Annotated in this window: 27 protein-coding genes and 1 pseudogene; 11 read left to right on the top strand and 17 right to left on the bottom strand. The window is 44.3% G+C overall.

The features are described 5' to 3' along the window. Positions 1 to 22 precede the first annotated feature (22 nt). From FKQ60_RS05640 to FKQ60_RS05600, 9 genes are all read right to left on the bottom strand, one after another. On the bottom strand, positions 23 to 1,489 hold the full coding sequence (locus FKQ60_RS05640; RefSeq protein ID WP_004394756.1) for a sigma-54 dependent transcriptional regulator: 1,467 nt from the start codon (positions 1,487 to 1,489) through the stop codon (positions 23 to 25). Between the two features lie 231 nt (positions 1,490 to 1,720). Further along, on the bottom strand, positions 1,721 to 2,131 hold the full coding sequence (gene fliS, locus FKQ60_RS05635) for a flagellar export chaperone FliS (protein ID WP_004394755.1): 411 nt from the start codon (positions 2,129 to 2,131) through the stop codon (positions 1,721 to 1,723). An 11-nt stretch (positions 2,132 to 2,142) separates the two neighbouring features. Further along, a complete protein-coding gene (locus tag FKQ60_RS05630) occupies positions 2,143 to 2,448 on the bottom strand; it encodes a flagellar protein FliT (protein WP_040904736.1) in 306 nt (101 codons plus the stop codon). A gap of 4 nt (positions 2,449 to 2,452) precedes the next feature. Continuing rightward, on the bottom strand, positions 2,453 to 4,417 hold the full coding sequence (fliD, locus tag FKQ60_RS05625) for a flagellar filament capping protein FliD (RefSeq protein ID WP_170906172.1): 1,965 nt from the start codon (positions 4,415 to 4,417) through the stop codon (positions 2,453 to 2,455). Between the two features lie 21 nt (positions 4,418 to 4,438). After that, positions 4,439 to 4,897: a flagellar protein FlaG gene (gene flaG, locus FKQ60_RS05620; RefSeq protein WP_040904131.1), complete on the bottom strand. Its 459-nt coding sequence runs from the start codon at positions 4,895 to 4,897 to the stop codon at positions 4,439 to 4,441. 80 nt (positions 4,898 to 4,977) lie between these two features. Further along, positions 4,978 to 6,108 carry a flagellin gene (locus FKQ60_RS05615; RefSeq protein ID WP_004394752.1) on the bottom strand — a complete coding sequence of 377 codons (1,131 nt, stop codon included), beginning with the start codon at positions 6,106 to 6,108 and terminating at the stop codon, positions 4,978 to 4,980. 282 nt (positions 6,109 to 6,390) lie between these two features. Further along, positions 6,391 to 7,524, bottom strand: coding sequence for a flagellin (locus FKQ60_RS05610; RefSeq protein ID WP_004394751.1), 1,134 nt, complete (start codon positions 7,522 to 7,524; stop codon positions 6,391 to 6,393). A gap of 237 nt (positions 7,525 to 7,761) precedes the next feature. Beyond that, positions 7,762 to 8,904, bottom strand: a complete 1,143-nt coding sequence (locus FKQ60_RS05605) for a flagellin (protein WP_154170427.1) — start codon at positions 8,902 to 8,904, stop codon at positions 7,762 to 7,764. Positions 8,905 to 9,060: 156 nt separating this feature from the next. Further along, positions 9,061 to 9,522 (bottom strand): DUF2919 domain-containing protein, encoded by a 462-nt coding sequence (locus FKQ60_RS05600; RefSeq protein WP_170904292.1) that lies wholly within the window; start codon positions 9,520 to 9,522, stop codon positions 9,061 to 9,063. 156 nt (positions 9,523 to 9,678) lie between these two features. Between FKQ60_RS05600 and FKQ60_RS05595 the strand changes: the two genes are divergently transcribed. Then, on the top strand, positions 9,679 to 10,023 hold the full coding sequence (locus FKQ60_RS05595) for a DUF2956 domain-containing protein (RefSeq protein ID WP_170904291.1): 345 nt from the start codon (positions 9,679 to 9,681) through the stop codon (positions 10,021 to 10,023). A gap of 24 nt (positions 10,024 to 10,047) precedes the next feature. Here FKQ60_RS05595 and FKQ60_RS05590 read toward each other — a convergent pair whose 3' ends face one another. After that, a complete protein-coding gene (locus FKQ60_RS05590; RefSeq protein WP_004394748.1) occupies positions 10,048 to 10,335 on the bottom strand; it encodes a helix-turn-helix domain-containing protein in 288 nt (95 codons plus the stop codon). A 296-nt stretch (positions 10,336 to 10,631) separates the two neighbouring features. Here FKQ60_RS05590 and FKQ60_RS05585 point away from each other — a divergent pair, with 296 nt between their 5' ends. From FKQ60_RS05585 to FKQ60_RS05570, 4 genes are read left to right on the top strand one after another with little or no spacing between them, the layout of a single operon-like run. Further along, positions 10,632 to 10,994: an ArsC family reductase gene (locus FKQ60_RS05585; protein WP_004394747.1), complete on the top strand. Its 363-nt coding sequence runs from the start codon at positions 10,632 to 10,634 to the stop codon at positions 10,992 to 10,994. A gap of 2 nt (positions 10,995 to 10,996) precedes the next feature. Further along, on the top strand, positions 10,997 to 12,133 hold the full coding sequence (dapE, locus tag FKQ60_RS05580) for a succinyl-diaminopimelate desuccinylase (protein WP_004394746.1): 1,137 nt from the start codon (positions 10,997 to 10,999) through the stop codon (positions 12,131 to 12,133). Further along, positions 12,133 to 12,804, top strand: coding sequence for a M15 family metallopeptidase (locus FKQ60_RS05575; RefSeq protein WP_170904354.1), 672 nt, complete (start codon positions 12,133 to 12,135; stop codon positions 12,802 to 12,804). The genes dapE and FKQ60_RS05575 overlap by 1 nt, the downstream gene beginning before the upstream one ends. Before the next feature lie 11 nt (positions 12,805 to 12,815). After that, positions 12,816 to 13,073 (top strand): DUF2897 family protein, encoded by a 258-nt coding sequence (locus tag FKQ60_RS05570; protein WP_040904127.1) that lies wholly within the window; start codon positions 12,816 to 12,818, stop codon positions 13,071 to 13,073. 37 nt (positions 13,074 to 13,110) lie between these two features. Here FKQ60_RS05570 and bamC read toward each other — a convergent pair whose 3' ends face one another. Together bamC and dapA are read right to left on the bottom strand one after the other, a co-directional pair. Continuing rightward, positions 13,111 to 14,127 carry an outer membrane protein assembly factor BamC gene (bamC, locus tag FKQ60_RS05565; RefSeq protein WP_004394743.1) on the bottom strand — a complete coding sequence of 339 codons (1,017 nt, stop codon included), beginning with the start codon at positions 14,125 to 14,127 and terminating at the stop codon, positions 13,111 to 13,113. 42 nt (positions 14,128 to 14,169) lie between these two features. Next, positions 14,170 to 15,048 (bottom strand): 4-hydroxy-tetrahydrodipicolinate synthase, encoded by an 879-nt coding sequence (gene dapA, locus FKQ60_RS05560; protein WP_004394742.1) that lies wholly within the window; start codon positions 15,046 to 15,048, stop codon positions 14,170 to 14,172. Positions 15,049 to 15,470: 422 nt separating this feature from the next. Between dapA and FKQ60_RS05555 the strand changes: the two genes are divergently transcribed. Beyond that, a complete protein-coding gene (locus FKQ60_RS05555; protein WP_040904125.1) occupies positions 15,471 to 16,013 on the top strand; it encodes a glycine cleavage system protein R in 543 nt (180 codons plus the stop codon). 16 nt (positions 16,014 to 16,029) lie between these two features. Then, on the top strand, positions 16,030 to 16,497 hold the full coding sequence (bcp, locus tag FKQ60_RS05550; protein ID WP_004394740.1) for a thioredoxin-dependent thiol peroxidase: 468 nt from the start codon (positions 16,030 to 16,032) through the stop codon (positions 16,495 to 16,497). A 91-nt stretch (positions 16,498 to 16,588) separates the two neighbouring features. On the opposite strand, the gene FKQ60_RS05545 is transcribed toward bcp, so the two are convergent. Then, complete coding sequence (locus FKQ60_RS05545) at positions 16,589 to 18,460, bottom strand: methyl-accepting chemotaxis protein (RefSeq protein ID WP_004394739.1); 1,872 nt, start codon at positions 18,458 to 18,460, stop codon at positions 16,589 to 16,591. 240 nt (positions 18,461 to 18,700) lie between these two features. Then, positions 18,701 to 19,774, bottom strand: a complete 1,074-nt coding sequence (locus FKQ60_RS05540; RefSeq protein ID WP_004394738.1) for an AI-2E family transporter — start codon at positions 19,772 to 19,774, stop codon at positions 18,701 to 18,703. Positions 19,775 to 20,222: 448 nt separating this feature from the next. Between FKQ60_RS05540 and FKQ60_RS05535 the strand changes: the two genes are divergently transcribed. The 3 genes from FKQ60_RS05535 to wrbA all read left to right on the top strand — a co-directional run bounded on the left by FKQ60_RS05535 (position 20,223) and on the right by wrbA (position 22,808). Further along, positions 20,223 to 21,689, top strand: a complete 1,467-nt coding sequence (locus FKQ60_RS05535; protein ID WP_040904734.1) for a M48 family metallopeptidase — start codon at positions 20,223 to 20,225, stop codon at positions 21,687 to 21,689. A gap of 190 nt (positions 21,690 to 21,879) precedes the next feature. After that, positions 21,880 to 22,230, top strand: a complete 351-nt coding sequence (arsC, locus tag FKQ60_RS05530) for an arsenate reductase (glutaredoxin) (RefSeq protein ID WP_161439426.1) — start codon at positions 21,880 to 21,882, stop codon at positions 22,228 to 22,230. Then, positions 22,227 to 22,808 carry an NAD(P)H:quinone oxidoreductase gene (gene wrbA / locus FKQ60_RS05525; RefSeq protein WP_154170411.1) on the top strand — a complete coding sequence of 194 codons (582 nt, stop codon included), beginning with the start codon at positions 22,227 to 22,229 and terminating at the stop codon, positions 22,806 to 22,808. Before arsC ends, wrbA begins: the two co-directional genes overlap by 4 nt. A gap of 126 nt (positions 22,809 to 22,934) precedes the next feature. On the opposite strand, the gene FKQ60_RS05520 is transcribed toward wrbA, so the two are convergent. Next, a complete protein-coding gene (locus tag FKQ60_RS05520; protein ID WP_170904290.1) occupies positions 22,935 to 24,047 on the bottom strand; it encodes a DUF2066 domain-containing protein in 1,113 nt (370 codons plus the stop codon). A gap of 251 nt (positions 24,048 to 24,298) precedes the next feature. Here FKQ60_RS05520 and FKQ60_RS05515 point away from each other — a divergent pair, with 251 nt between their 5' ends. Further along, positions 24,299 to 25,543, top strand: a complete 1,245-nt coding sequence (locus FKQ60_RS05515) for a uracil-xanthine permease family protein (protein WP_004394733.1) — start codon at positions 24,299 to 24,301, stop codon at positions 25,541 to 25,543. A gap of 137 nt (positions 25,544 to 25,680) precedes the next feature. On the opposite strand, the gene ybaK is transcribed toward FKQ60_RS05515, so the two are convergent. Together ybaK and FKQ60_RS17780 are read right to left on the bottom strand one after the other, a co-directional pair. After that, positions 25,681 to 26,154 (bottom strand): Cys-tRNA(Pro) deacylase, encoded by a 474-nt coding sequence (gene ybaK / locus FKQ60_RS05510; protein ID WP_170904289.1) that lies wholly within the window; start codon positions 26,152 to 26,154, stop codon positions 25,681 to 25,683. Positions 26,155 to 26,212: 58 nt separating this feature from the next. After that, positions 26,213 to 26,303 (bottom strand): annotated as a pseudogene (locus tag FKQ60_RS17780) (RNA-directed DNA polymerase); the annotation flags it as partial.

Raw genomic sequence — 26,303 nt, 5'->3', positions numbered from 1 at the left:
TTGACCACGCCAGAAAGTCGCTTTAGCGTTGCATATTATACTTACGCATTTTCTCGACCAATGTCGTACGACGCATACCTAGCATGTCCGCAGCACGAGCAACAATGCCACTGTGGGCATCAAGCGCTTGATTAATTAGACTCACTTCAAGATCGGCGAGCAGCTCTTTTAAATTCACCCCTTCTGGCGGTAATGACTTTGCTGCGTCAAAATGACCATTAAGATCATCATGAGATTCGAACGTGAAGTTTTCTGAAAAAATATCTTCTAACACATCACGCTCTTGCTCTTCCACGGAACTAAACCGACATGGTTCAGGCTGAAACTCAGGTATATCACTATAACGATATTTGGTCGGTAAATGATTCACATCGACCAAATTATTGGGATACAGAATCACCATACGTTCAACTAAATTCGCTAATTCACGAACGTTACCTGGCCAATCATGCTCCATTAATGAATTGATCGCCCGAGGAGTAAAGCAAATCGGCGCTCCGCCTTCTGCCTCCATACGGGTCATCAACTCTTGCAGCAATAAAGGAATATCTTCTTTACGATCCTTTAATGCTGGCATCTCAATAGGAAAAACGTTTAAACGATAGTAAAGATCTTCTCGAAATCGCTGCTCAGTGATCATGCTATCTAAGTCTCGATGAGTGGCGGCAATAATCCTCACATCCGCCTTGATGGTTGTATTTCCACCAACTCGCTCAAAACAGCGTTCCTGTAACACTCGCAGTAACTTAACCTGCATATTAGTTGGCATATCACCAATTTCATCGAGAAATAAGGTTCCGCCTTCAGCGAGTTCAAAGCGCCCTTTACGTGAGGTGATCGCCCCAGTAAACGATCCCTTTTCATGGCCAAACAGTTCACTCTCTAATAATTCAGCGGGGATCGCTCCGCAGTTAATCGGTACAAAAGGGCCTTTACGACGTGAAGAGTGATAATGAATGTTGCGCGCTACCACCTCTTTACCAGTACCAGATTCACCTAAAATCAATACATTTGCTTCTGTATTCGCCACTTGCTCAATCAAATGACGCACATCTTGAATACCAAGACTCTGTCCGACTAAGCTACGAAATAAAGCGTTATTTCGCGAAGGCGTTGACAGCGCTATCCCTTTACGCCCTAAAAACTCTTTACAATGACGCAATGCGTCACTGAGTTGTGGATAGTTAAGGGGAAACTCCAATTCACCAACAAATTGGGGGAAATATTCAACAGAAAAATGGTGTTGGTTAGCTACCAATAACGGTATATGGTTAGCTTGACTCAACGCCTGCGTAAGCTCATCCGATAGCAAAGGCGTAGTAATCGAGCCCAAAATACACCCAGACCAAGGCGCAGACCAATCGATACGGTCAGCTTGAGAAGAATCTATGACCTCACATTGCTCCCCGACAAATTCCAATATAGTACGAAAACTTTGACGAATTGCAGGATCGTCTTCAATGACAAGTAGTTGTGCTAAACCTTGCATAGGTGAGAATATTTGCCTTAATTTAGGGACGTTGTGGTTACACCATTACCAATTATTTACTCATTCTGACTAAAATTGTATGTCAAATTCAGTAAACAATAGACAACGTGTGAAATTCAGCAACAAAAAAAGCCACTCGGCTAGTTAGTGGCTTCTATTCTATTTAATTAAAAAAATAAGGCAACCAAGCATTTAGCTGATGTGATATTGGTTAAAAGTTTAAGATAAAACTTATATCCCTACATCAGTCGCGGTCAAATTATGATATTCAGTAGGGATTTGATCCCATGCAGACTTGATTTCACGCAGAATATCTATCACATCGTCTAATGGTTGAGGCTCGTTTTTATGGTTAGCGGTGGTGATTTGCGTGATCATAAATTCATACAATTGATCAAGGTTTTTTGCAATATCCCCGCCATCGTCCATCGATAAACAGCCACGCAGACTAATAATAATGTCCAGTGCTTTGCCTAAACGCTCACCTTTAACAGGGATATTACCTTGCTGCATTGCCGCTTTACCTTGGATCAAACGTTCTATGGCACCGGCCATCAGCATCTGGACGATTTTATGCGGTGAGGCCGCACTGAGCTGGCTATCCACTGATACTTTTTTGTACGCTTGTAAAGAACCACGCATAGTCTTCCTCTTTATAAAAACTTTTTGTATTGTTGAAGCGATTTATTACCGTATCGATATTGTCGCAATGATTTACCGATAGACAGGGTTTTAGACTGCATCAGTTCAACAAGATGTTGTGTCTCTTCGATCGCGCTCTGCCATTCTGGTGATTGCGCAAACTGCGGATTGTCTACGATATAACTCAGCAATACCGCTAACCGTTGTTCCCTATTATCGACCAAGCGATGAATTTCTTCAGTGTTAATGTCGTCAATAGTTAACTTTTCTTTTATTTGTTGATTTATATCAAATAACGCTTGTAGCTCAGTCTGCATATCACTAACCCAGAGCATTCATCATACCAGCAAGTTGAGACTGCATCTTACCCGTTGCATCTTGCATAGCCGAAAATTTAGCGTGAGTTCGCTTCTCTAAACCGTCCATACGACGATCCAAGGCGTCTTGATCATTGACCAAGCGACGATTTTGTTCGGTGATGCTGTTCTCGCGAGTGCGGATCGATCCCGTTGCCCCAGTCAATCCTTGAATGGCTTCTTCGACTCGTCGAGCAAAGCCTTGATTGCCACCAAAAAAATCACCCAGTTGATTAAAATTATTATTTAGCTGACGATTGAGCATAGCATAGTTAATTTCTAAGTTCCCTTGGCGAGTGGTAGTAATACCTAATTCCGTCAGGCTTTTTAGCTGCTCAGGCCCTTGCTCAATCGGCGATGAAAAGACTGATTTCAATCGCGTATCGGCACTACGAACAATACTATCTCCAGCGAGTGGTCCAGCACGGCCCGTCCTTGGATCGACACCCGATAATTCTTTACTAATTTGGTAAAATTGATTGTAAGCCGCAACGAACTGCTCAATATCTTGACGAACACTATCTCTGTCGTACTCAATGCCAATTTCTGCAGGCCGTTGATTGGCGTCATGTCGACCTTTAAGAGTAAGATTAACGCCATCGATAGCGTTTTCAATGATGTTATTTTCACTGGATAATGTCGCAATACCATCCAGCAAGACCAACGAATCTTGCCCCGCTTGAACTTGGATCATCCCTTGATATTCATCAAAAGAGTGCTGCGCCGCTTTTAATTGAGCTTGAACTTGTTCCATTTTTTCAAGCACCGCGAGCTCTTCAGCAGATAATTTTGCTCTTTCAGCGGCTTTTGCCTCCTCCGGAGTCATATTGCCGCTTTTTATCGCTTCTTGTATTGCAGCTTGCTCTTGGGCAAGTTTGGCATCAATTTTAGCTTGGGCTTCTTTGGGGGTCACATAAGAATCAAGCAACGTGCCTGACGCGGTATTACTCCAACCAGGAATATCGGCGGCCTTTGCTAAGCCATTTTCATCGAGTTCCGGTTGAGGTTCGGAATAAGAATCAAGTAAGGTGCCTGACGCGGTTTCTGTCCAACCGGGAATGCGCTCTTCAGGTCTTAGATAACGATTGACTTCTTCTGCAGCTTTGATCCCTTCGCCAGAGATATCATCAAGATCTTGTGTTGTTGATACCGCTTGTTCAGCTTGGGCCGCGAGCTCTTTATCCACTTCACGTGCAGCCGCACCAATTTTTTCAGCGACTTGGGCCGCGACTTCTTGTTGCTCCGCTGTCAGAGGGGCAATGATTTGTTGCGCTTCAGCTCGTGCTTTCTCTAAATCTTTAACCCTTTGTTCTAAGGTTTTATACTCTAAGCGTTTTAATGGGTTACCTGACTCAGCTTGCGCTTGAATTGAAATTTGCTGTTTTTCACCCGATAGATTAGAAGCAATGATCAGCCGAGGTCCTTCGACATCATTGATGATTGATGCTCGCACACCGGGATTATTTTTATGGCCATTAATCTCTCGTATCACATCTGTCAGCCGAGAATTATTGGCGACATCAACCGTGAATTGTCTCTTACCCAGAGAAATTTGCAGCTTACCCTCACCAAATCTTGTGTCACTCAGTATAACCTCTGACGCAATTTTATGGCTTTGAGCAAGCTGCAACACATCGACTGAGTATCTCCCAGCAATCGCATCGGTTGAAGCGGTTGCAGAAACAATCTGGTCATCAGAAGTGTCAACTTTGCGCACAGCAAACGCTTTCTCTTGACGAAAATTCGCCATGAGATTTCGCATGGTATCCAGTGATTCCCTGAGCCTGCCATAGGCACTAATACTGGCTTCATTATCATAGCGCTTATTATCAATGCTTTGCTGTTTTGGTACACGCTCAGCATCAACAATCGTCCTTACGACGCTATTGATATCAAAACCAGTGTTCATCCCCATTGGGCCTAAACTCATCCAATCACCTCAATCATACGATTACGCCTTAATCACCAGCAAGCCTGACTTTGGACTCTGCTCACGAGAGAGACGTCGTAATACTTCAAGCATTTCTTCTTCAGGGATCTGCCGAATAATGTCGCCCGTAGAGGCTTCATAAATCGTCACAACATCCCGTCCGGATTCTTCATCAACCCGAAACGCCAAACCTTTATTGATCGAATTAACAAACTCGTCCATTTTCTCAATAACCACTGCGCGTTGCTGCTCGTTTATCCGCTCTCTTTGTTGAGATTGTTTAATCGCGGCTTGCAACGCTTGTTCTTGGTTGCGTTTTAGTTGTTCAGACACTTGCGCATTGACTTTTTCTGTCTTGCGCACCGAACGGTGACTCTCCTGCGAAGAAGCACTTACCACGCTGTCGTTTCCTGAAGCAAGTTTAGTGCCACTTTGCGAGCCGTAAGGCTGGATGTTCGATGTGTAGGATGGTACTTCCATAACAATCTCCCTTCCACCTTATAGGTAGCTTAATCGCTAATTGCGCGTTCAGCTACCCATGCTGCCCATTGCACCGTCAGTTAACCTAACAGGCTAAGAGCTGCAGATGGTGACTGCTTCGCTTGAGCTAATACTGAGGTACTCGCTTGCTGCAAAATTTGTGCTTTAGTCATTGCCGTTGTTTCACGTGCGTAATCCGTATCTTGGATACGACTGCGCGAGGCATTAACGTTTTCATTGGTATTCTCTAAGTTATTAATCGCATGAGAGAATCGGTTTTGAAAAGCACCTAGTGAAGCTCGCTGACTATCCACCGATTTTAACGCGCCATCAAGGATAGCAATCGCTTCTTGTGAGCCAGCCACGGTAGTCACATCGATGTTTTTCACGTTAACATCTTGCCCTGTACCAAAACCAATTTCGGTAGCAAGATCGCCACCTATCGTCACATCACCGGTTACTTTTTGCGAAGAGGCATACAGTTGAAGCTTGCCATCTTCACCGACTGACGCGTTGATATCTTCACTTTGACCATTAATGTAAGTCGCAACCTCCTCAAGGTCATCACCGACTTTCGCGTTAATAGTGATTTCTCGCGCTTCACCCTGCTTATCTGTGTAGTTAAGCGTGAGTTCGGTCGCAGTGGTGACTCTCCAATCCGGCGTTTGGCCTGTTTCTGCTCGATACGCTTTTCCGCCCATCTCAGCCGTATCAGAGCGCAAACTTCCCATCGTTAGCAGCACCGCTTCCCCTGATTCGGCACCAATTTGGAAAGATTTGCTACCAAAAGTGCCGTTCAGCAGCCGGTTACCACCAAAGGAGGTACTTTCTGCAATCCGGTTAAGTTCTTGGTTAAGGGCCGTAACTTCTTCTTGAATCGCGACACGCTCAGAGCGTGAGTTTGAACCGTTAGAAGATTGCAGAGCAAGATCTCGCATACGCTGCAAAATATTGGTACTTTCGCCCATCGCACCTTCTGCGGTTTGAGCAATAGAGATCCCATCATTAGCATTGCGTACCGCGACATCAAGCCCACGGCTTTGCGAAGTCAATCGGTTTGAGATTTGTAAGCCTGCTGCATCATCACGAGCACTGTTAATACGATACCCCGATGATAGGCGTTCCATTGATTTTTGCACACCGTCAGCCGCACTATTCAGGTGGCGCTGTGCGGTCATCGCCGACACATTGGTGTTTACGTTAATTGCCATAGTTTGATCTCCTTAGGCGGATAGTTGGCATACCTTCAAGTCTCTCACCTCTCGTCGGTATACCTCATTTCTCTCGTATCCTTTAACGGCCTCAATTAAATATCCTTTAGGGAAATAGTCGACATTTTTCTATTTTTTTTCTTCTCATCGCTAAAAAGCGATCCAGCTCAAAAAATAACGCTCGTCTATGGCTAAAGATTACAAGCAACCGCCGCACCTAACTCAATTTCAAACATAAAAAAATCCAGCCGAAGCTGGATTCTTTGTAAAGGCAGAGATTGATTAGCCAAGTAAACTTAATGCGGCATTCGGTGCCTGTTTGGCTTGAGCTAAGATAGAACTTGAGGCTTGACCAAGGATTTGCGCTTTGGTTAACGCTGTGGTTTCCTTCGCAAAATCAGTATCTTTAATGCGGCTCTTCGATGCGTTAACGTTCTCGTTAATATTATCCAAGTTGTTGATAGCATGGTTAAAGCGGTTTTGGAAGGCACCAAGCTCGGCTCGATGACTATCGACATACTGTAACGCGGCATCCACGATAGCAACAGACTCTTGAGCTCCACCAACACTGGTGACATCAATCGTATTCACCGTCACCGCTTGTGCTGGGCCCATCGCCAACTCAGTCGCTAATGCGCCACCAAAGGTCACATCACCAGTAACTTTATGCTCCCCACTAAAGATCTGTAGTTGCCCTTTTTCATTGACCGATGCTTGAACCATATCAGTTTGGCCATTAATGTAAGTGGCCAGCTCTTCGATATCATCGCCAACTTTAGCACTGATATTAATGGTTTGCTCTACGCCATTGACATCATTAAGCGTTAAGGTTAGTTCATTATTACCATCACTAACGGTCCAATCTTTATCGGCTTCAGTTGCAGCGACATAACTCGTACCACCCATTTTAACGTTATCACTACGCATATCATTGAGTGTTAACATAACGGCTTCACCACTGTTCGAACCAATTTGGAATGCCTTGGTTTGGAAGGTGCCGTTAAGTAAGCGGTTACCACCGAAAGACGTGGTTTCAGCAATACGATTGAGCTCATCATTCAGCGCGGTTACTTCTTCTTGAATCGCGACACGCTCTGATTTTGAGTTAGAACCGTTAGCTGATTGCAATGATAGATCACGAATACGTTGTAAGATATTAGTGGTTTCTTGCATCGCGCCTTCAGCCGTTTGTGCCATTGAGATACCATCATTGGCGTTACGTACTGCGACATCTAAACCACGGCTTTGTACATTTAAACGGTTAGAGATTTGTAGACCAGCAGCATCATCTTTAGCGCTGTTGATCTTAAAGCCTGAAGACAGACGCTCCATCGATGTTTGTTGCGCATTAGTCGCGCTATTTAGGTAACGTTGTGCGGTCATTGCGGCTACGTTGGTATTTACATTCACTGCCATGGTAATTTCTCCAATTGATTTTCCGATGTTTCCGGTTTTCGACGTCTCGTAAAACCAAGGTAGTTCTCTCAAAGTTATTTTCTTAGCGGCGTGTTTTGAAAAACCTTTAGATTTTTTTTGCTTTTCTTTAAAAAAACTCACTTTGTGGTTAAAAATGCACCAAACTAGGAAAAATAACAAAAATAGCGTTTTTTTTTACTCAAGCTTTTAAATGACCTGTCGATAACGATCGTTTTTTTAATTATTCAGTAAAGACAATGCAAGATGAGGCTGCTTTTTCGCTTGGCTAAGAATAGATGTGCTGACTTGTTGCAGTATTTGCTGTTTAACCATTTGAGTAGTTTCTTTAGCAAAATCAGTATCTTTAATCCGACTATTTGAAGCAGCCAAATGCTCATGCATATTATCAAGATTATTAATGGCATGATAAAAACGATTTTGGAGAGCACCTAATTTAGCCCGATGGCTATCGACATACTGCAATGCAGTATCAATCACAGCGACAGCACTTTGCGCACCACCAACGGAAGTGATATCAAGATCATTAACGGTTTCATATTTTCCAAAGGTAAGCTGTAACTGGTCAGCCAAACCACCTGAAAAATAAGGCTGGCCGTGAATAAAATGACTATGTTGATTTTCGAAATAAATCTGTAATTGTCCATTTTCGTTAACTGAGGCGGACAGTTTATCGGTTTGACCATTAATATAAGTGGCTAAAGACTCGATGTTATCACCGACTTTAGCCTGAATATCGACAGTTTCTGTTATGCCTGCGCGATTCATAAACGAAATAGAAAGCTGATGATTACCTTGTTCAACTTGCCAATCGGGATCTTTAGGAAGAGAAACATATTTAAAGCCACCCATTAGCAACTGGTCACTCCGCATCGATTTCAAACCGACTTGTACCGCCTCTCCAGAGGCCGCACCAATCTGAAAAGAAGCCGAACCAAAACGTCCATTGAGTAATTTTCGCCCAGCAAAAGAGGTGGTTTCTGCAATTCGGTTTATTTCATCATTCAAAGCACTCATTTCTTCTTGTAGTGCTTGTCGCTCAGCTTGGCTATTCGAGCCATTCGCTGACTGTAAGGAGAGATCGCGCATTCGCTGCAAAAGGGTTGTTGTCTCTTGCATCCCACCTTCTGCGGTTTGCATGATCGAAATACCGTCATTCGCATTACGCGCTGCGACGCCTAAACCTCGCATCTGTGTTTCTAATCGATTGGAGATTTGCAACCCAGCGACATCATCTTTCGCTCGATTAATTCGTTTACCGGAAGATAATCGATCCAGTGATTGCTGAAGGGCTACTGACGCTTGATTAAGATGGCGCTGAGCGACTAAAGCCGAAACATTGGTGTTGACCGAAAGAGACATGCTGTTTTATCAAATTGCTCTGTGAACAAATACTTAACTAGCGTATCGGCAAAATGAACAGAATCTTGAGTCATGATACCGATCATCATTGATGATCGGTAATGAAATAAGAAGAGCGCCCGACAAGATAGATTTGGGTACGTAATCAATAACCGTTTAACTCAACGGGCCAGTAGAATCAAAGCACGCTTTAACTCGACGACTACGTATCAAGTAAAAACCAAACCACAGTAAGATGAGCAGCGTCAATGCATTAGCCCACTGGAATGCGCCATGATCTAAATAAACATGATAAACCGTTTGTACTAATTGGATAATGAGTACACAAAGGGTCATGGCGCGTCCTAAACGGAAACCGGCGATAAGTAAACGTCGCTGCTCTTGTCTAAGGTGAATAAGCCACATCAATAGTAAGCTAGGTAAACCAGTCATTAACCCTAAGTACAGCATATCGTGATCGGGATACACAAAACTCAGAATGGTTGAACCATGTTCTCGGCTTACTCCTGCCACCACAAAAACGACCCAAGCGCGAGCTAAAAACAACCAGCACAACCAGAGCCATAACGAAGCATTAAGGTAACCATAACGGTCATAGTGTTCGATCGGATATCGCATAATACATCATAAATTCATACTATTATGCCTGCTACTTTAACGTAATCCTTATTCATCGCCTATGCCTTAACAACTCAAGTTTTAACCTTACTCGTCCTCAGTTGAGGAAATGAATCAAGGCATGTTAATCTGATCAATATTGAAAAGGGGTTATTAATGAAACAGACCATTATTCCGTCACCACAAACTCAGCAAGAAGCACAAGCCATTGCTAAAGCCTCACAAAAACCGGGCCAAACGAAAGAACAAACCAAGTTAATTGCGCAAGGTATAGAAAAAGGTATCGCACTCTATAAGAAACAACAAAAAGAGAAAAGCCGTCAGGCTGATAGAGCCAAAAAAAAGTCTCAGCAATTAAGGCATACGGCAGAGAATACGACGAAAGAAGTCATGCCACTCCCTCCCAAACCCAGCGCAAAATCAATACCATGGTTACCATGGGGACTGTTAATCATCAGTTGGATGGGGTTTATTATTTATCTCTCAACAAAAACCAGCTGATAAAAAAAGCCAGCATAGACTGGCTTAAGCATGAAATCCAAGGCTTGCTGCAATCGCCGCTTTACGTTGGATGACCCATTGACTATCAAACGGTCCCCAATCCGATAACCGATAATAGCCATCATTATGACGACGTCCATCTTGAACAAAGCTGAGCTCAATTCCGATCCCCGGCATCGCTTTGATCACATCCTGAATGGTGCGACGCGGCCATCCGGTTTTTTCAATCAACTTAGGGACATTTGGCCGTTCAAGGCTTTCAACTAATAAGGCGAGATACAAACGCCTTGCAAAAACAGGACTCAATTCCATTGATACCTCCTAAATGGTGCAGAGCACATTATTTCTGTTTTGTCAGTTAAGATGTTGCGTTCGATCAATAACAAGCCAATCGGTGGTGCTAACGAACCACTTTCTTATCCTTAACCTGTCATCCGTATGTTTTTTGTACATGCACAGCCAAATCATCTTAACAATAGCAAACCGCCAAATAGGTTTTTTTGTCACCGCTTACGCTTCCTGTTAGGATTTAGACACTGAATTCACCCCTATTGTTAACGGGCCAATAATCACAATAAATTGGCACCAGAGCGAGGAAAAGGAATCTTATGCTTATTACTCTTTACGGCATCCCCAACTGTGACACCATCAAAAAAGCGCGAAAATGGTTAGACGCCAAAGGGGTCGAATATCAATTTCATGATTACCGAAAAGATGGTATTACTGCTGAGTTAGTGAATGAGTTTTTTCAAGCACTCGGTTGGCAGAATGTGATCAATAAACGGGGAACGACTTATCGCCAATTGAGCCCACAGCAAAAAGAGAACCTCAATGAAACGACCGCTCTCCCTTTGTTGCTTGACCAACCTGCGATGATTAAACGCCCTATTTTACGTATCGAGAAGTTACTCTATGTCGGTTTTAGTACCGATGATTACGCTACTCTTTTTCCATCACCACAAGGACAATAAGGATGATAGATAGCCCCGTACTCGCGCTGGCAAAAGATTTGATTAGTCGCGAATCCGTCACCCCAAATGATGCAGGTTGCCAACAGGTGATGATTGAACGCCTTATCGCGCTGGGCTTTAATATTGAGCCGATGATCTTCGAAGATACGACCAACTTTTGGGCTCGTAAAGGAACCGAAGGTCCTTTGTTTGTGTTTGCAGGTCATACCGATGTAGTCCCAGCAGGACCTCTTTTTCAGTGGCACACACCGCCCTTTGAACCAACCGTCATTGATGGCTATCTGCATGGTCGTGGTGCCGCGGATATGAAAGGCTCATTAGCTTGCATGATAGTGGCGGTGGAACGCTTTTTAGCGAAACATCCCAATCACAAGGGGTCCATCGGTTTTTTAATTACCTCTGATGAAGAAGGCCCTTTTATTAACGGGACCACTAAAGTGGTTGATACGTTAATGGCTCGCAATGAGCTGATTGATATGTGTATTGTCGGCGAACCTTCTAGTACCTTAAAGGTCGGCGATGTTGTTAAAAATGGGCGTCGTGGTTCGATCACCGGTGATCTGACCATTAAAGGAACACAAGGCCATGTTGCTTACCCTCATTTAGCCAGTAACCCCGTACATCAAGCGCTACCCGCTTTAGCGGAACTCGCGGCAACCACGTGGGATAACGGCAATGCTTACTTTCCGCCAACCAGCTTCCAAATCCCGAACTTGCAAGCAGGAACGGGCGCGTCAAATGTGATACCTGGCGAATTTAGCGTGCAATTCAATTTCCGATTTAGTACCGAATTGACCGAGCAAGAGATCAAACGCCGCGTTCACTCGGTATTGGATGCGCATGGTTTAGACTATGAGCTAAAATGGACATTGAGTGGCGATCCTTTTCTGACTGATGCCGGCTCGCTACTTGATGCGGTTGTTTGCGCTGTCCAAGAGGTCAATCATCAACAGCCCCAGTTATTAACCACTGGAGGCACTTCTGATGGCCGCTTTATTGCTAAAATGGGCGCACAGGTCGTCGAGTTAGGACCTGTCAATGCCACCATTCATAAAGTCAATGAATGTGTCAGCATCGCAGATTTAGAAAAACTCACGGACATGTATCAAAACGTGCTGGAGCACCTTTTCGGCCAATGATGTCACCTGAACAATTAACCGGAAAAACCGACGATCACCTCAATGCGGTGATCGTTGGCCAAAAAAACTTTTGGGTTCACCCAGAGGTAAGCCAAGATCTGCTTGCTTTAAAACAAGCGGTCGATTCAGCTGGATTTAATTTTAATATCGCCAGCGGCTTTCGATCTTTTGCACGTCAGCAGAGTATATGGAATCGTAAAATGAGTGGCGAACTCGCGATCTTAGATGAAGCAAGTCAGCCTATTGATACCGCTCATTACTCAGAAGAACAACGAGTATGGGCTATTTTACGTTGGTCAGCGTTACCTGGCGCAAGTCGCCATCACTGGGGAACCGATTTTGACGTTTTTGATCGTCATGGATTACCAGCCGGAGAGTCATTACAGCTAGAACCTTGGGAATATTTGCAGGCTCATCAACACCCTTTCTATTTATGGTTAAAAGCACATATCGAACCGTTTGGATTTTTTTTCCCTTACCAACAGAATGGTATCGGGGTCGCCTTTGAACCTTGGCATATTAGTCACCGACTGACCGCGGAAAGGTGCTTAACACAATTAACCCTTGACGTACTCGCCGAACAATTAGCACCAGAACAGCTATTAGGCAAACAAACCGTATTACAAAACCTAGAGACGATCTACAATCAGTACATCATCAATATTGCATAGGCAGGACGGATATGGACTTTTTATTCAACCCATGGGTGATTTCAATTGCTGCCATGAGCCTGATTATTGGTAATTTAGCGGCGCTCAAATACCTCTCCAAAATCAAATTCCAACCCATGAGCAAAAAAAAGGACTTTGAAAAGCTCAGCGAGCTAGACAAAAAACTGCAATCGATGACTGCCGAACTTGATTCCTCAGAACCGACGCCATCAGAGCAGGAAACAGAAAAAAAAGAACAAGCTAAAAAAGAGAGGGATACTGATCATTAGTATCCCTCATCGCTATAATTGGTTACTTAGTATCAAACTATTTCTCTGCAATCGCAGCCAGTACCGGAGCCATCTCTTTCAGTAGCTCTTCCTCAACAGGTTTACCTGCCGAGTTGGTTACGTTGACTGACGTTCGGTTGCCTAAATCACCAAATAAGAAGGTATAAGTGCCCGCTCTTAGATTCATTGGCTTGACACCTATGTGATTCCAAAATTGATCATCGGGGGACGCGTACTTCGCTTTGATGGTGCCCTGTGACTGATTGCGCTCTTCAATAGTAAAGCCCATCTCAGGTAATAAAGTCGGTAAACGCTGCCATAACACATCATAAGGCGTACGAGCAATGATCACCGGTAAACCACTACGGTCGGAGCCCATCGTGATGGGTATCTGCTTGACTAACTCTTGCGCTCGACGCGTCGCTTCTTCTCGTACTTGCTGATCATAGCGGCTGGTGACTAAATTGGTCATAAAAGCGTTATAACGTTCTTTATTACTTGCGGTCACCGGCATTGACTTGCCATCTTCCCGCCAATCTATCAGGGAAATTTTAAAACCAAAGCGATTATTAGCCTCAACGCGAGTTAACTCATAGCGGCTACCAAGCGTGGTGTCCTCATCTTCAGAGACCCAATTAATCCAACTGGTTTCGACACGATTATCGCTCTGCTCTACCGCGCCAATGCCTCGCTCTTCCATCATGGTTAATGCCGTTTGCCATACTCTATCGGCTTCATCTTGACGAATCATCCACAACGTCACTTCACCATTTTGCCGTTCCGCACGAGCGCCAGGAATTAACTCAAGAATTTGTTGAGGTGGACGAATATCCACTTTCCGGCCAATTTTTCCAGGAAATTGTCCTTCGGGAATCGTATAGTTAGGGTAAAACTGAGGTAACGCACCTTCAGGTAATACCCAAGGCGTTAATGGTTTGGTCTCTAAGTAGGCAAAATCATTTTTTGCTTGACGCCGCTGTGCCGGACTACTTGAACAAGCACTCAACACCAATACAGCCAGCGAACCAACAACCAGCTGGTGGGATAACTTCATTGAAACTCCTAAGTTGCTGAGAAGAGACTCAGCCGTAAAACGTTATAGAATACAAGCTTCTGTCATAGCTTGGGCAACGAACGGGCGAGCAGATTCTGAAAGCTCAGTCAAAGGCAAACGTAAATGACCGTGTGCAATTAAACCCAATTTATGGGCGGCCCACTTCACCGGAATGGGGCTAGACTCAACAAACAACCCCTTATGGAGAGGCATTAAACGTTGATTGATGACCTCCGCTTCCGCAAACTGACCGGAAAGCGCAAGTGACATCATTTGAGCCATATCTGCAGCGGCAATATTATTGGTAACCGAGATAACTCCTTTACCACCCAGTTTAACAAACTCAAGCCCAGTCGCGTCATCGCCACTCAGCAAAATAAACTGGTCACCGCACAACTCACGATGCAACGCAATACGACTTAAATCACCCGTTGCGTCTTTGAGTGCAACAATATTTTTTAGTTCCGCTAAACGAGCAACCGTTTCTGGTTTTAAGTCAACAGCCGTTCGGCTCGGCACGTTATAAAGAATAACCGGAATATCCGTTTCTTGACTGATCGCTTTATAGTGCTGAAATAGCCCCTCTTGAGTCGGCTTATTATAATAAGGAGTGACACTCAGATAACCCGCGATTCCAGTATTATTCAGTAAACGACTAAACGTCACGGATTCATGAGTCGCATTGGCACCGGTTCCAGCAATGACTGGTATACGCCCAGCAGAAAACTCGACCGTTTTCGCCACGACTTTGACATGTTCTTCTACCGAAAGGGTCGATGACTCACCAGTAGTACCCACAGAAACAATCGCGTCGGTTCCTGCTGCGACATGATAATCGACTAATTTTTGTAAACTAACGTAGTCTACTTCACCGTCATGGTCGAAAGGCGTAATTAACGCGACGATACTTCCTGAAAACATGTCTATCTCCCTAAATTGATAACTTTTGCATGGTACTGCATGGCACTTAAAAAACACAAGGGGGGAAATCTGCTTAAATGACACCTAACCGTGAATATTTATCAAATCTTATACCAGCGCCACTGAACCTTACTTGATCTTAGTTGGGTTATATACCTAAACGACTTAGCGTTGCAAGTGGGCGGTCAATGAATGATCTCTATACGCAAAGCAAACGATATGGTTATGGCTAAGCAAACGTCGAGAATGCCATGACAGCGTCGGATAGGCATGATCTACACCGGTTTCACCTACTTGTTGTCAAACTTAAGTAAGAAGGTTATCAGCCATGATTAACTCATGACCATTCACCGGATGTACGATTTTTATATCGCTTATTAACTGTGTTAACATCAATGAAAACATTCAACTCAAGTGGCCTTATGATTCAACATCTCGTGATAACCGCTATAGGCTCTGACCGTGCGGGTATTTGTAACCAAGTTATCCAGCTGGTGACTCAAGCTGGTGGTAATATTATTGATAGCCGGATTGCTTTATTTGGCAATGAATTTACTTTAATTATGTTGGTCTCTGGCAATACAAATAGTATTACTCGTATCGAAAGCACCCTTCCGTTGCTCGGACAACAACACGATCTTATCACAATGATGAAACGAACCTCTCCGCATCATCAGCCACATTATGCTTATAGCGTTGAAGTGTATGTCGAATCTGACGATAAACTTGGCTTAACTGAAAAATTCACTCATTTTTTTGCCGAACGGCATATCGGCATGGCTTCATTGAGTGCACAAACAATTCACAAATCAAAGCTCAGCACAGAGCATGACCAATTTCATATCGCGATTACTGCTCAAGTCAATGCCGACTATAATCTTATGCAATTACAAGAAGAGTTTGCTGCACTCTGTCATCAACTGGCTGTACGTGGCTCGCTCAATTTCATAAAAAACAGTCAATAAAAGGAAAAGAATCACCATGACTCCTCTACACGTAGGTTCAACGGCACCGACGCTGACTCGCCTTGATCAACATGGCAATCCCATCTCACTGGCTGACTTTGCAGGAAAAAAAGTACTGCTGTATTTTTATCCAAAAGCCATGACTCCAGGTTGTACCGTACAAGCGCAAGGTTTACGTGATATTCAAGCAGAACTTGCCGCACACAATGTGGTGGTACTTGGTGTCAGTGTTGACCCTGTTGCTCGGTTAGGTAAGTTTATCGAGCGTGATAAGCTTAACTTCACGTTATTATCCGATGAAGATCATCAGTTAGCGGATCAATTTGGCGTTTGGGGGGAGAAAAAATTCATGGGTAAAACTTACGATGGCCTGCATCGGATCAGTTTTTTAATTGATGAACAAGGTAACGTCGCCCATGTGTTTGATAAGTTTAAAACCAAAGATCATCATCAGGTGGTTCTTAACTACTTAAACCAGCACTAAGCCTACCTGAAAACTCTCCTCGGCAACGAAAAAAACCGCCCCGTTATTAACGAAGCGGTTTTTTATTACGACTGACTATCGATAAACGATATCAGACAATAAATTTACCTAAAATGGCGTCTTGCTCACGCACGTTCTCAGCTTGAACTTGCATGGCAATATTTGCTTCTTCTGCAGAATCAGAAACTTGGGTTGATAAATCTTTTATCTTCACCGTATTGCTGTTAATTTCTTCGGCCACCAAGCTTTGCTGCTCTGCTGCAGAAGCAATCTGTAAGTTCATGTCACTGATTTGCTGAATGGCATGACGGATACGCTGTAATGCACCATCGGCTAACTGTGCTTTGGCAACGACATCTACCGCGGTATCTTTACTCTCTTTCATTGCTTTCGAGACCGAGCTAGAGCCGATTTGCAGTTGCTCAATCATACCGCGAATTTCAGTGGTCGATTGCTGAGTTCGTTGCGCTAACGTACGTACTTCATCAGCAACAACCGCAAAACCACGCCCCGATTCACCCGCACGCGCTGCTTCAATCGCCGCGTTCAGTGCTAATAGATTGGTTTGATCCGCAATATCGTTAATCACTTTTAAAATCGTTTCAATATTAGCCGTTGCCGACTCCAAGCCTTGAACTTCTTTAACGGCCATTTCAATATGCGCGGATAACTTATCAATCGATTGTGTCGTCACACTCACGACTTGCGAGCCCTCAATGGTTGCTTCATCGGCTTCTTTTGCGGCAGAGGCGGCCCCTTGAGCGTTATTGGCGACTTCCGTCGCGGTTACTGACATTTCATGCATCGCTGTCGCTAATTGCTCAAGCTCTTGTAACTGAGAACGCATCGCTGAAGATGAACCTTCAACGCTCATGATGGTTAATTCAGCACCACGCATGATCTCCTCACCAATCGCTTTCGATTGTTTGATTTGCGTTTGTAACGTCTCAGTAAAGGTATTAAAGCCGTGAGCAAGCTCTGCGAACTCTTGATCGGTATTGGTATCTAGACGCTTAGTTAAATCACCTTGTCCTGAAGCGACATCTTTTATTGCTTGATTAAGCACGCTCAGCGGGCGCATTAATACATTAATTAGTAAGGTTAAACCTATAATACTGACAATCACCCCAATCAAAGTATAAATAATCGAGCTATTGCGTAATTTAGTCAGAGCAACGAATGCGAGCGACTCATCAATCACCGCCCCCACATACCAATTTTCACTGGGTACATGACTAAAATACACCAAATGTGACTGACCATTAATATCAACCTGTTTTAGTCCCTCTTTTAATTGAACATCGGGCAAATAAGCGGTCAACTTCTGACCGTTATACCGAGTCTCAGGGTGAGCAATAGTTGAGCCATCGGCAGTCACAATAAACAGGTAACCCGCATCAAACAGGTTGATCCGATTGACCATTTCCGCTAATTGAGTGAGCTCTAAATCATAAAACATCGCGCCGATAAAGCGTCCGGCATGGCGTACAGGCGTACCAATAGAAATGATAATGTTATTGGTCGATGCGTCAGCATAAGGCGCAGTAACGACGAGTGAATTCTGAGCTTTAGCGCCGATATACCATGGGCGACGTCTTGGATCGTAATCACTCCCTGGCTCCCAGCCATCGTCATTTTCGACCATTGAACCATCAGATTCATACCCTAAGCCAATGGATAAAAAGCTACCTTTGAGCGTTGGTTTTTCTAGCACATTGGTTACATATTGACGATTTAAAGGATCAAGTTCTAAGGTTTCGGTGATGGTTTTGGCCATTCCCTTCTTACTGCCCATATCTAAGGTAATGGTGTTTTTTACCCCTGCAACCATCTCTTTTAAACTGCTGTGCACCAATGCTTGAACTTCTGAGCGAACCGTCGTCAACTGTTGCACAGACAATGAAACGACAATGACCAACAATAATGCAGATGAAGCTGCCACAATTTTTTGACTAAATTTCATAATTTCCCTCTACTAATCTTCCTAATGTTATTTTTATTTTTTATTCGGGTGAAGTTGGCCTTAATCACTGTATCGCCAAGTTCAATCAAAACTTAAACGAGGATATTAAGAGTGTAAGCAAAAGTTAACGCTTTTGCCGCAACGACAACATAAACAGCGCTTAATTATCTTTAAACAAAAAGCCTCATTAACGACAATGAGGCTTTGCAATCAGATAACGAGTAAAAAACACATCGTCACTTAACTATCAATCGAGACTGTTTCATCGTCATTACTGGGTAGAGCATGCCACACGGCTTTGACTAATGTGGCCAGAGGAATAGCAAAAAAGACGCCCCAAAAACCCCATAATCCGCCAAAAACTAAAACCGCAATGATGATGGCAACCGGATGCAAATTGACCGCTTCAGAAAATAGAATAGGCACCAGCACGTTGCCATCTAAAATTTGAATAATAAAATACGCAATCAACAAGGTATAGTATTGAGGCGTTAATCCCCATTGAAACAAACCAACAATCGCGACTGGAATGGTGACGGCTGCCGCACCGATATAAGGGATCAGAACCGAGAAACCCACCGCAACAGCTAACAGAGCAGAATAACGTAAATCCAAAATCGCAAACGTCACATAACTCACGCCACCGACGATGAGAATCTCCAACACTTTACCACGAATATAATTAGAAATTTGTTGATTCATTTCTAACCATACCTTAGTCGCCAAACGTCGATTTCGAGGTAGAACGCCGCTGGCAATCGACATCATTTCTTGTTTATCTTTAAGTAAAAAGAACACCAACATCGGCACTAAAATCAAATATACCGCCAGCGTTGCTAAGCTAACTAATGACGCTAGTGACCCTTTGACTACCGACTCTCCCATGCTTAGCGCTTTATTTTTTGCATTATTAACTAATGACTCAATGATTTGTAAGTTGGCCAGTTCTGGGTAGCGCTCCGGTAAACTGGCAATAAAGTTTTGCAAATCGTTATACATATTAGGGATATCATTAATTAAATTAATGACTTGCTGCCAAATGGTCGGAACAATACCAAATAACGCAACTAACATGAGTCCAAGAAACAATGACACGATGACCAAAACCGATAAGGTTCTCGGAATTCCTAAACGGCATAGCTGGGTTACTGGCCACTCAAGCAAATAGGCTAAAACAATCGCAACCAATAATGGGGCGATCAGATGACCAAAAAAATAGATGATGATAAAACCAAAAAATAAGATAGCGACCAAACTAACCGCATGAGGATCGGAGAATCGTCTTTGATACCAACGATTGAGCATTTCAAACATCGAGCGGGCTCCCCTTAACAATAGAACGAGAAAAATAACGATTATTTGGCAAATTCATGTGCTGAACAGCAATGGTATTGAGATAATATGGAGCATCAACCGTATCTTGCCTGCCAATCAGAATAGTGTGATTTTTTCTATCATCAAGCGTCAAGATGTGACGGTTTGCAAGTAATAATGTCATAGGACAGCACGACTTAGGTAAATCAACAATCTTGGGTTCCATTTTAGGGTTCAATCCTTAATATAGACTCAAACTACTGATGGATGGAGCGGTCAGCCTCATCATCGCCATTGAGAAGAAACCGCAACACAGGGTGAAAAATAAATCAGCCTCAATCATACCACTGCCGGAGTGAGTAAACGAGATGACTTTCTGCGGTGGAGGAAACCAATGGCATCGCGCAGTGTCTTAGAGAAAGATAAGCTTGGAGCATTACCTATCACTATGAAAATAAAACGTTCTCTTGTTTACCTCTGCCTCGCGGCAACCTTAAGTCCACTTTCTGGCGCGTATGCGAATCGTTTTGGGAGTGATAGCATAGAGCTGCCCGATATTGGTACCGTGGCAGGCTCAACATTAACGATTGATCAAGAGCTTATCTATGGTGATGCGTATATGCGCATGTTACGTAACAGCCGTCCGATCATCAACGATCCTGTCATCAATGAGTATATTGATGCGCTAGGTTATCGCCTAGTAGCTAACTCAGATGATGTCAAAACGCCGTTTACCTTCTTTATGATCCGCGATCGTAATATTAATGCTTTCGCGTTTTTCGGTGGTTATATTGCACTGCATTCTGGTCTACTGCTGCATGCTCAATCAGAAAGCGAGCTCGCGTCGGTCATGGCGCATGAAATTGCTCACGTCACTCAACGTCATTTAGCGCGTAGTATGGAAGAGCAAGCTCGTCGCTCCCCAGCCACAATTGCCGCTTTAGCTGGCTCACTGCTATTAGCCATCGCAGCGCCTCAAGCGGGAATTGCAGCGATCACCGCGACGACAGCTGGCAGTATGCAAAGCCAAATTAACTACACGCGCAGTAATGAAAAAGAAGCGGATCGTTTTGGGATTGCGACTTTAGCTAAAGCTGGGTTTGATGTGCATGCCATGCCACGCTTTTTTGGTCGTCTTGCTGACGAATATCGTTATGCCAGTACGCCGCCACCGATGCTCCTCACCCACCCTTTACCCGAAGATCGTATTACAGATAGTCGTTCTCGAGCACAACAATTTCCTAGTGTTAGCGTTGCTCCATCTCTGAATTATCATTTAACGCGCTCGCGAGTTGTCGCTCGTTATGCAGGAATCAACAGTGAAGCCGCATTAGATTGGTTTAAGCGTAACCAAAGAAAAGCTGATCCGGGTATGGCCGCCGCCTTTGATTATGGTAAAGCTCTCGTTTATCTTGATACTAAGCAATACGACGAAGCCGAAAGTCGCTTGAAAAAGTTGCTACAAAGCCATCCTGATAATAATTTTTATCTCGATGCGATGAGTGACCTTTTGGTTGATACTGAACGCGCCACAGAAGCACAATCCATGCTGGCTCAAGCACTGCAACGAAAACCCAATAATCCTGTATTGGTGATAAACTACGCCAATGTCTTGATCAAAGATGAAAAATTTTCAGAAGCCATTCGTATTTTACAACGCTACACCCATGAGCGCCCCAATGACGTCAATGGATGGCATTTGTTAGCAGAAGCGAATAGCCGAAGCGGTAATAGCGCAGAAGATTTGGCAGCCAGGGCTGAAATTTTTGCTTTAGGTGCGAACTGGAATAAAGCGATTCAATTTTATACCCAAGCCAGTCAGCTTGCTCCTTTGGGTAGTTTGCAACAAGCTCGCTATGATGCACGACTCGATCAACTCATGGTACAAAGAGATCGATTTTTAGCCCTACGATAAACTTAGCGACTCAAGGCGATTGTTAGCCAACAATGACTGGGAGTAATTGATGATTGGTAAGCGAGTGAAACCCTAATCATATCGACAAACTATGTGATTGGGGAAAATGACGCAGCCAATACCACAGCCTCGTCAACTCGCAGAACAATAAGCAACTTAAATAATAAACCATCTTTATTAAGGAGAGAGGATGTCCGTTACCATTTATCACAATCCACGCTGCTCTAAAAGCCGCGAAACGTTAGCTCTATTAGAAGCACGTAACCTGCAGCTGAACATTATCCACTATTTACAAACCCCATTGACCATTGAACAACTCAAAGCCATTCATGCAAAGTTACCTCATAGTCAGGTTCGAGACATGATGCGTTGTAAAGAAGCCTTATATAAAACCCTGAATTTAGCCGATCCTACCCTCTCTGACGAGGCGTTATTTTCAGCCATGGTAGAACACCCCATTCTGATCGAACGCCCTATTGTGATTGCCAATCAACAAGCGCGTCTCGGTCGTCCACCAGAACAGGTACTGGATATTTTATGACTCGTCTGATCGTTCTGTACTACAGTCGTCACGGAAGTACCCGTAGCTTGGCTCGGCATATTGCCCGAGGTATTGAGTCGGTCTCTGGATGTGAGGCAATTTTACGTACTGTTCCTGAGCTAGAACCTGCGCAAGGAAACGTGAGTGATCCTTACTTAACCTTCGATGAGTTAGAACAGTGTCATGGCTTAGCCGTCGGTAGCCCCGTTTGGTTCGGAAATATGGCGGCACCATTAAAACATTTTTGGGATCAAACCACCCCACTATGGGTAAAAGGTTCGTTAATTGATAAACCAGCCTGCGTATTTACTAGCTCGGCAACATTACATGGCGGACAAGAGACGACTCAACAGACCATGATGCTACCTTTGCTGCACCATGGCATGTTGATTATGGGGATTCCTTATTCAGAACCCAAGCTGCATACCACTCGATCTGGTGGCACCCCTTACGGCGCCAGTCATGTGGCTGACTCTGCAAATAGCACCTTAACCCATGATGAGAGTGAATTAGCCCAACGTCTTGGTCAACGCCTTGCTCAACTCGCCGTTGCCTTAAACGAGGGTGATAATCATTAATTGAAAACGTGAGTCCCAACCTCTAAAAAGGGCTGGGACAAGTCAATTAAATCGGTGGGAGGGATTTTGTCTGACTTTACCGATTAACATCTTCAGCAACCATCAATCCCCTTAAACAGGGGGAAGTTAATCTTGCCAAGAAAAATAAAGCTGGGTTCTTTTAGGTGGTGTCACCACCGGTCGCTTATCCTCTGGTTCACGATATTCTTTCTCCTGTTCTTGCTCAATATTTTCACGCTCAACGAGTTTCGGTACCGCTCTCTGCGTTACTTGGCGCAGACGAAGCACTTCCTGAGCGAAATCAGCTTCGCTAGCTAATAAATGCACATTGAAGATAACTTCATCCCCTCGAATACTCACAATATCCAAAGAGGCGACTGAGCTTAAGCGTCTCACGCTCTCCTCCAAGGTAAAGAAAGCCTGAGCATTATTAATCGGTTTAAATGCCGCCCACAGCGTTTGTGAAGACTCGCTACCCACTAACACCGCACTTTTTTTAGCGTAGTGATTAGCCAATACATCGATGAATGTGTTCATTGCCTCCTCGCCAGAAGTCTGACCACTGACTGGGACTTTAGGAGAGGTTAGCATCTGTTCGGCGGATTGATCGTACAACGCCCAACGCAAAGTGGAACCTTGAGCTCGTAGCACTAAAATGGCATCGCTGGTATAGCGTTGACTCGCCGTCGCAATTGACTCCGTAAAGCCGCCCCAAAGATCGGAGCTTTGAATACTCGTCACATCCTCAAAATCACCGACAGGAAAAGTAAGCGGTAAACCACGTTGCTCAGCCTGCATTTTTAATTGCGATACAACGTCGGTTTGTGAATGCTCCCAAATGATACGCCGCTCATAGTCAGATTCTTCTACCAACCACACTAAAATATTGGCCCGGTCTTCTGGCCAGAATGCTAAATGCGCTTGAGTTAACAGAGCTCGGATGCGTGGTCCACTAAAGGCAATTCTTAATGTTCTTTGATCATTGAGTTGTCCATAGCTGATCTGATTCGCGTATTGAGCACTTTGACGCAGCGCTTTACTGACAACGTCATTGTTCAATGAGTCCTGACTCCCCGTGGCTCGAACAATCACCTCTTGCATGGCACGAATTCGAGCTTCAGCTTCTGGGTTATTGTGCTGCTCGTCGATCACAACTTCAGCTTGGTACAGATTGATTTTGGTTAACGCCAATACAGGCAGACTGATTAACCCCATCAACAACAAAACGAAATAGCGCATACGATTACCATAAATTCCAAGTGAGCATTGATGATAAGCAACTATCTAGGTCGGGGCAAGGCGCAGTACCAGAGCCAGTGTCAATTTTCCGCAGTTTTTCCTTCCTGATTCCTGCCTCATCAGTCGCAATGCCAAACCTTTTCAGCTTATTAATGATCAGAAACCAGAAAAAGTTTGATCCATAACCCATAGCAATCGTTTGCAAAGATGATAGAATCCCGCGAATTTTATTTTGCTTCAGGGAAAACACGATGAAAAATGCCATTCAAGGTGCACAAATGCTATTTGTCGCATTTGGTGCTCTGGTTCTGGTTCCATTGCTGACCGGGCTTGATCCTAACGTTGCTCTGTTTGGGGCTGGTGTAGGCACCTTAATCTTCCAAATCATTACTCGCCGCTCTGTACCTATCTTTCTCGCCTCTTCTTTCGCTTTTATTGCTCCCATTATGTATGGCGTACAGACCTGGGGAATTGGGGCAACAATGGGGGGCCTAATGGCCGCAGGCGCAGTCTATGTCTTACTCGGCGCTATCATTAAAGTTCGAGGCGTGGGCTTTGTACATACGCTATTACCCCCCGTGGTCGTTGGGCCAGTTATCATGGTGATTGGATTAGGTCTCGCACCTACTGCGGTCAATATGGCACTGGGCAGAACGGGGGATGGTTCAGTACAGTTGATTGATGCACAAGCTGCGTTATGGATTTCAGCGATTTCACTACTGGTGACCGTTGGTGTCAGTGTCTTTTCGAGAGGTTTTTTTAAACTCATTCCTATTTGTGCAGGGATTGCCGCCGGTTATAGCGTTTCTCTGTACTTTGGTGTGGTAAGTTTTGTTCCGGTTCAACAAGCCGCGTGGCTAGCATTGCCAAACTTCACCTTTCCTGAATTTAACATTAATGCCATTTTATTTATGATTCCGGTCGCGATTGCTCCAGCCGTTGAGCACGTCGGCGATATGCTCGCAATTTCTAATGTCACCGGAAAAGATTATCTTAAAAAACCGGGGTTACATCGTACCATTGCGGGAGATGGATTTGCGACCATAGCAGCCAGTATGGTCGGTGCACCACCAAATACAACCTACAGTGAAGTCACTGGCGCGGTAATGCTAACCAAAGCCTTTAACCCGGTGATCATGACTTGGGCGGCAGTAACGGCGATTGTATTAGCCTTGGTCGGCAAGCTTGGAGCATTGTTACAAACCATTCCAATCCCGGTGATGGGCGGAATTATGATTCTATTATTTGGATCGATAGCCACCGTTGGACTTAATACCTTAATCCGGAACCAAGTCGACTTACACAAATCTCGTAACCTTGTGATTGTCGCCGTCACTCTGGTTTTCGGGATTGGTGGTATGGCGTTTGGCATTGGTGAATTTAGTTTACAAGGTGTGAGTTTGTGTGGAATTGTGGCAATTATTCTCAACTTAGTGTTGCCAAAAGATCTCGGTGAAAACCACGTGGTCGACAATACGCAAATGGATAAGCATTGATCATGTCGCCAGATGGCGACAAATTAAAATAAGAAAATGATCAGTGACGCTCTCGTTCATCCGATGACCATCAATAGACTTCATCAAGATAAACGAGGGCCTCCCATATCACCACTTGCAACCACAAATCGACAGATTTATTGGCACAAATCAACAAACTGTCCATCAGTGAGCTTAGTGAGATCTTGTGGACTAAGCTCTATCTCTAAACCACGCTTGCCTGCACTAACACACAGAGTGGTCAATGTCTCGGCACTGCTGTGAATAAAAGTCGGCAAGCGTTTCTTTTGCCCTAACGGACTGATCCCACCCACCACATAACCCGTGATCTTTTGAGCGATCTCTGGATCGGCCATCTCAGCTTTTTTCGCTTTGGCCGCTTTTGCCGCGAGCTTTAAGTTGAGTTTTTTTTCAACGGGGATCACCGCAACGGCCAAATGCTTAGCTTCGCCATTGAGACAGAATAATAACGTTTTGAATACCGTCGCGGGGTCCTGACCTAAAGCTTGCGCAGCTTCTAAACCATAACTCGGATGACTAGGATCATGCTCATAGTGATGAATCGTGTGGGCGATGTGCTTTTTTTTCGCTAAATCAATGGCTGGGGTCATGCTTAACTACTCCTTATTGCCCAATCGAGTAGGAGGCGGGATCACTCCCGCCGTCCTCTCACACCACCGTACAAGCGTGGATCGCATACGGCGGTTCCGAATAGATTTTCAATGTTTCATACCCTTCCAACAATGAGTATAACCCCAAC

Origin of the sequence: Vibrio sp. A11 (genome assembly GCF_013048705.1) — a bacterium.
GTDB classification, from domain to species: domain Bacteria; phylum Pseudomonadota; class Gammaproteobacteria; order Enterobacterales; family Vibrionaceae; genus Vibrio; species Vibrio metschnikovii.
This window is presented reverse-complemented; position numbering and strand designations above follow the sequence as displayed.